Source organism: Vicinamibacteria bacterium, assembly GCA_035620555.1.
Classification (GTDB): Bacteria; Acidobacteriota; Vicinamibacteria; order Marinacidobacterales; family SMYC01; genus DASPGQ01.
In genome coordinates this window covers 1-6,120 of record DASPGQ010000771.1, presented here as the reverse complement: position 1 = coordinate 6,120, position 6,120 = coordinate 1, and the positions used below count along the sequence as shown (strand labels likewise).

Sequence of the window (6,120 nt, the reverse complement as noted above, 5' to 3'; positions counted from 1 at the left end):
AGATCGGCCGGGCCCTTCTCGAGTACTGAGTCCTTTCATCATGGAAAAGCCACAGGCTCTGACGACGACCCACATCGGGACGACGGACTCCAAACAGCTTCTCGTGCCCAGCTATTGCACCCTCGCGGGGTTCACGGATTCCATCGTCGATCGTCGAGGACTCCACGTGGGTAAGCTCGAGGCGTTGACTCGCATCGAGGTAAAGACCCGGAACACCCTGTACCGGATCACCGTGCTCGAGCCGAACCACTGGAAGATCGTCGTCCAGGGCGGGCGTTTCTTCCCCGTCGAGACCATCGGCTACCTTTGCGGCTCCGGCTACGGGGGCACGCTCATCAAAGTGGCTTGGATCGGCATCGGCCTGTGCTGCGAGATTTCGACAGAGTCTCTCAGAGTCGTGACCTCGCCGGTAGTCGATTTCCGCACGGTCGAACAGGATTTGCCCGGTCCTTTCTGAGAGAGTCTTGCAGCCAATCGGTGTAAGTACCCGCGCGGTCGTTGTCCGTCCCGCGAGACTCGGGGATCTCGCTTTCGTCAAGAAACTCGCACGCGAGCTCTTCCTCGGCTACGGCAGCTATGAACGCTATCTGGAGAGTTGGTTTCAGGATTCCGGAGTGACGACGCAAATCGCCGAGATCGACGAGGTTGCCGCGGGTTTCTCGATGGTTGCCGTCTATCCCGAGGAAGACGCCACCGTGGCCGAGCTTCTCGCCATCGGAGTAACCCGCGCGTATCAGTCCCGCGGCGTGGGAGGCGCGCTTCTGGACGCCAGCATCGCTCTGGGAGAAGATGCCGCCGAGATCCGTTTGTCGGTCGCCGAGGGAAACTCGCGCGCCGAGCGACTGTTCGCTTCGAGGGGGTTCAGAATGCGTCAGGGAGTCGGTCTCTATCCATCGGGGCAGCGGGCGCGCTTCATGACGCGCGTGACGAAACGGGATTCAGGACCATGAAACTCGGTCGACGTGAGTTCGTTGTGTCCACGTCTCTTATGGCAGCGAGTCGGACGGGCAGGAGCGCCCAACCCGTGACGCATCCACTCGGGATCGGGGACGATTTCGACGCGGTGAGACACGGAACCTACCTGAACACGCCCTATATCGGTCCGGTCCCGCGACCGGTGGCCGAGGCGGGAATCGACTTCGTTCGGGCAAAGGCCGAACGGCCGATCTCGCTCGGAGCCATGCTCGAGAAGGCAAACGAAGTTCGGCGAGCGTTCGGCGATCTCTTCGGGGCTGGTCCTGCGGAAGTGGGGTTCTTGTTCGCGACGAGCGAAGGGGAGAACCTCGTGGCCGGGACTCTGGGATTGTCGGCGGGAGACAATGTGGTCGTCGATGACCTCCACTACACCACGAGTTACGCCCTATACAAGACGCTGGAGCGGCGGAAGGGCATCGAGCTCCGCGTGGCGCGCTCGGTCGAGGGACGAGCGGATGCGGAGCAGTTCGAGCCGCTGGTCGACCGCCGGACGCGGCTTTTGTCGGTGTCCTGGGTGTCTCACCAGAACGGGTTTCGCCACGATCTGCGGAAGCTCGCCGATCTGGCCCACGCGAACAACGCCTATCTCTACGTCGACGGCATCCAGGGGCTCGGCATGTTCGCGACGAACCTTCACGCCGAAGGGGTCGATTTTATGACCAGCGGAACCTACAAGTGGCTCCTTGCCAGCTTCGGGATAGCCCCGTTCTACATTCGCGAGGAGCACCTCGATCGAGTGCCGCCCGATCGCCTCGGAGCGCTCTCGGTTGCGGAGGAGCGTCCGGACTACGAGTTCGAGCTCTACTCCGACGCGCGCAAGTACGAGTACGCCACCCTGGCGTTCGGCCCGCTGTACCAGCTCGGCGCCGCCCTCGAGTATTTGAAGCGAGTGGGATTGAAAGCCATCGAGGACCACACGCTGCCGCTCGCGAAAGAGCTCAGACGCGGACTCGTCGAGCAAGGATTTCGGGTCAGAACACCGCCGGATAGCGGCTCGGCGATCGTGGCCTTCCATCACGGTACCGATCGGGAGAGAGCCCAGAAGCTGCTTCGAGACGAAGAGATCGCCGTGAGCTTCCGCGAAGAAGGGACCCAGATACGCGTGGGAATCGCTCTCTTCAACACTCGCGAAGACGTCGAGCGCCTTCTCGAAGTGACGGAGAGTCTCTCCGGATCATGAAGCGGTATAGCGCGTTCGATCCCAGAGAGTATCAGGACTGGCGCCCCGACCACGATGCGATCGCCGAGTTTCGAGCGCGGCTGGTGCTCGACCCGAACCGCACGAGCCTCATCGAGGCCCTCGCTCCACAACAACATCTCGCGATCTACCGGGGGCTGGTGCGCAACCGTCTTCACGACATCTCCTTGAAGCGCTGGGTCCGCCAGGGAATCATCTCCAAGGCCTGGCTCGGCACCGGCGAGGAGGCAGTGACCATCGGCGCGGTGCATGCCCTGCGGACCGGCGACGTGGTGGGACCCATGATCCGCAACGCCGGCGCCTGCCACGAGATGGGCATGAGCCTGGCGAGCCTTTTCCGCGGCTATCTCGGCACCGAGGACTCGCCGACGCGGGGGCGAGACCTTCATGTCGGAGACCTCGAGAAAGGGGTGATCGCTCCCATCAGCATGGTGGGAGCACTGGTGCCCGTGTGTGCCGGAGTAGCGCTCTCCTTCAAGTTCAGAGGAAAGCAGAACCTCGCGCTCACCTGGGCCGGCGAAGGCAGCACGCGCACGACCGCTTTCCACGAAGGCCTGATGTGCGCGAAGAGGCTAAAGCTTCCGCTGGTCGTGTTCGTGCAAGACAACCAGATCGCCCTCGGGACCCCGGTCGCCTCCCACAGCGCGGCGCCCATGGAAGCGACGGCGACCATCTACGGGGCGATGAAGTACACGTGTGACGGAAACAACGTGTTGGACGTCTACGCCACGACCTCTCTCGCAGCGGAGCTTTGTCGGCTTGGCAAGGGTCCCGTCGTCATCACCGCGAGGACCTTCCGGATGGGTGGCCACGCGACCCACGACGAGGGTGAGTCGCGTCGAATCCTTCCCGAGGAACAGTTCGTCTACTGGGGCAAGCGCGATCCGATTGGCATGTACGAGACCTACCTGGCCGATGCGAGCTTCCATTTGTCGGCATCGGTCTCGAATCGTGAGGCCCTGGAGAAGGCCGAAGCCGAGGTCGAGAAGGAAGTGCAGCGGGGACTCGAGGAGGCTCTCGCCAGCCGCGAACGGGCGGTGCCGGATGCCTCGTCACAAAAAACCGGCGTATTCGCCGAACGATGAGAACCAAGGAGGGATGCGGGTGAGCGAAGCGAACCCCTGGGTGGAAGACGTCACCGAAGACCTGTTCGAGCGGCGAGTGCTCGAGCGCTCACACGAAGTTCCGGTGGTCGTCGATTTCTCGGCGGAATGGTGCGGTCCCTGCCGCATTCTGGGGCCGACGCTCGAAAAGCTGGCGAGCGAGCTCGGCGGCCGTTTCGTTCTCGCGAAGGTGGACGTCGATCGTGCCCCTCGCCTCGCGCAGCTCTTCGGGATAAGGGGCATCCCCGCCGTCATGGCGTTCCGCCGGGGCGAGGCCGTCGCCCAATTCACCGGAGCGCTGCCCGAAGACGCTGTGCGTTCGTTCCTCGCCAAGGTCTGTCCGTCGGAGGCCGATGAGCTCTTCGAGAGGGCGGAAAATCTTCGCGCGAGGGACACGAGCTCGGCAGAAGGACTGTATCGCAAAGCCCTCGATCTCGACGACGGTCACGAAGGGGCTCGCGTCGGTTTGGCGGAGCTCCTCGTCGAACGTGACGCTCGCGACGAAGTCGCCAAGCTCGTGGAAGGTCTCGAGCCCTTGGGACCCTTGGCCCAACGCATCGAGCACCTGCGCTCCGAGTTGCCCCTCCACGATCTCGCGCCGGAAATCTCCGAGACCGACCTGCGCAAGAAGCTTCAGGTGGATCCTGACGATGGACGATCCTTGATCGAGCTCGGCAAGCTCCTGGCATCGCAGCGACGATACCCAGAAGCCCTGGACGCCCTGCTGCACGCCGCGGGAGCCGACCGGGAGCTCGCCGAAGGAGAGGCGAAGGAGCTGATGGTGGACATTTTCAACGTCGTCGGCGTCCGGAGTGAGCTCGCCGACGAGTACCGCACCAAGCTCAGCCGTCTCCTGCACTGACCCCTGCCCGAGACTTCCTGTTGACGGCAGCCGGGAGTTGAGGCAGACTGGGCCTCGGAGGACGACAGGTGAACCCCGGAGCGCTTGTTTCGATGAAGCTCGGCCCCGCCGTCGTCGCCGTCCGCTTCTTCTATTTTGGCGCCTAGCGCGCCATATACTTTTCCTCCATAACCCGCCACTATGACGAAACGAGTTTGTTCTTTTCGAAAGGTTTTCCGAAATGAAGGACATCGCATCCGTTCGGCGTCAGATCGACGCGCTCGATCGGGACATTCTGAAATTGCTGGGGGAGCGCCGCAAGAGGAGCGTCGAGGCCGCGCGCGCCAAGGAGAAGGAGCCCGATTGGTTTCGTGACCGGGCTCGGGAAGCCGAGCTCCTCGCGAACCGCATCCAGGAGGGGAAGGCCTACGGGCTCGATTCGCATCTGGTGGCGACTCTGTTCGCCGAGATCCTCGAGGATTCCCTGTGGCAGCAGCAGGAGTATTTCCAGAAGAGGGCGAACGAGGAGCGTTCACCGGTTCGGGTGGCCTTTCAGGGAATCGAGGGCTCCTACAGCCATCTCGCAGCCCTGAAGCACTTCGCTCGCAAAGGCGGAAGCGCCACTTATCTCGGCTGCCACAGTTTCAAAGAAGTCGTCGACGCCGTGGAGAAAGGTACCGCCACCCTGGCGGTCTTGCCGATCGAGAACACGACCTCCGGCGGAATCAACGAGGTCTACGATCTCCTGCTGCACGCTCAGGTGTCGATCGTCGGCGAGATCAAGCTCAAGGTCGACCACTGTCTACTGGGTCTTCCCGATGCCCGAATCGAAGAAATCGAGAGAATCTATTGCCACCCGCAGACGGTAATTCAGTGCAGCAATTTCATCTCCCGATTCCCCAACGCCCGCATCGAATATTTCGCCGACACCGCCCTTTCGGGCAGGAAAATCAAGGAAGAAGGGCGGCCGACCCACGCGGCGATCGCGAGCGAAGAGGCGGCCCGGATATTCGGCCTCTCGGTGCTCGAGAGAAAGATCGCGAATCAGGAGGAGAACTACACGCGTTTCATCGTAGCGTCGCGAAAAGCCATCCGGGTCGACTCGCGAATCCCCTGCAAGACTTCCATCGTCATGATGACGGGACAGCAGCCGGGCTCGCTTCTCGAGACCCTGATGGTCTTCCGCGATCACGGGATCAATCTGACGAAACTGGAGTCGCGCCCCATCATCGAGAACCCCTGGGAGGAGATGTTCTACCTGGACTTCGAAGGGAACCTGGAGGATGAAAACGTACGCCAGGCGGTCGACGACGCGACCCGGACCGCTCGCTTCATCAAGGTCCTCGGCTGCTATCCCTCACAAGATCTGCCCGCTCGCGAAGTGAAGCTCCGGCAGCCGAGCTCGAGCGCCGCGGGTGAGAGCGCGCCCCTGCCGCGATCGCTTCCGTCGAAAGAAAGGCCGAAGCCGAACGGCTATCGGTTGGCCAGCCGGGACTACAAAGAAGATGACACCGTCATCGAAGTCAAGGGTGCGCGCATCGGGGGACCGGAGGTCGTCGTAATCGCCGGACCCTGCGCCGTGGAGTCGCTGGACCAGATCATGGCTTGCGCTCGCGAGGTGAAGCAGAATGGCGGACAGATCCTGCGAGGCGGATGCTTCAAACCGCGCACGTCCCCCTACAGTTTTCAGGGGCTCGGTTACGATGGCCTCGACATGCTCGTCGAAGCCGGCAAGAAGTTTGGCCTTCCTATCGTAACCGAGGTGCTGTCACCCGAGGACGTGGCGCGCGTGGCGGAGAAAGCAGACATTCTCCAGATCGGGGCACGCAACATGCAGAACTTCACGCTCCTTTCCGAGGCCGGGCGAGCGCGACGTCCGGTGATGCTCAAACGGGGCATGAGCTCATCGCTCGAGGAGCTCCTCCAGGCCGCCGAGTACATTCTCGCGGGGGGCAACCAGCAGGTGTTCCTGTGCGAGCGCGGAATTCGGACGTTCGAGACGG

General features: G+C 62.6%; 6 protein-coding genes. All 6 read left to right on the top strand.

Annotation, left to right across the window (positions count from 1 at the left end; all coding sequences use genetic code 11):
* Positions 1-457 (top strand): hypothetical protein (locus VEK15_31165; GenBank protein HXV65196.1); only part of this gene is annotated, 457 nt, incomplete at its 5' end.
* Between the two features lie 7 nt (positions 458-464).
* A complete protein-coding gene (locus tag VEK15_31160) occupies positions 465-950 on the top strand; it encodes a GNAT family N-acetyltransferase (protein ID HXV65195.1) in 486 nt (161 codons plus the stop codon).
* A 74-nt stretch (positions 951-1,024) separates the two neighbouring features.
* The gene (locus tag VEK15_31155) at positions 1,025-2,155 is read left to right on the top strand and encodes an aminotransferase class V-fold PLP-dependent enzyme (GenBank protein ID HXV65194.1); all 1,131 of its coding nucleotides are present in this window, start codon (positions 1,025-1,027) and stop codon (positions 2,153-2,155) included.
* Positions 2,152-3,258 carry a thiamine pyrophosphate-dependent enzyme gene (locus VEK15_31150; protein HXV65193.1) on the top strand — a complete coding sequence of 369 codons (1,107 nt, stop codon included), beginning with the start codon at positions 2,152-2,154 and terminating at the stop codon, positions 3,256-3,258. The genes VEK15_31155 and VEK15_31150 overlap by 4 nt, the downstream gene beginning before the upstream one ends.
* 19 nt (positions 3,259-3,277) lie before the next feature.
* On the top strand, positions 3,278-4,138 hold the full coding sequence (locus VEK15_31145; protein ID HXV65192.1) for a tetratricopeptide repeat protein: 861 nt from the start codon (positions 3,278-3,280) through the stop codon (positions 4,136-4,138).
* A gap of 220 nt (positions 4,139-4,358) precedes the next feature.
* The coding region (locus VEK15_31140) for a prephenate dehydratase domain-containing protein (GenBank protein ID HXV65191.1) at positions 4,359-6,120 on the top strand (1,762 nt) is incomplete at its 3' end.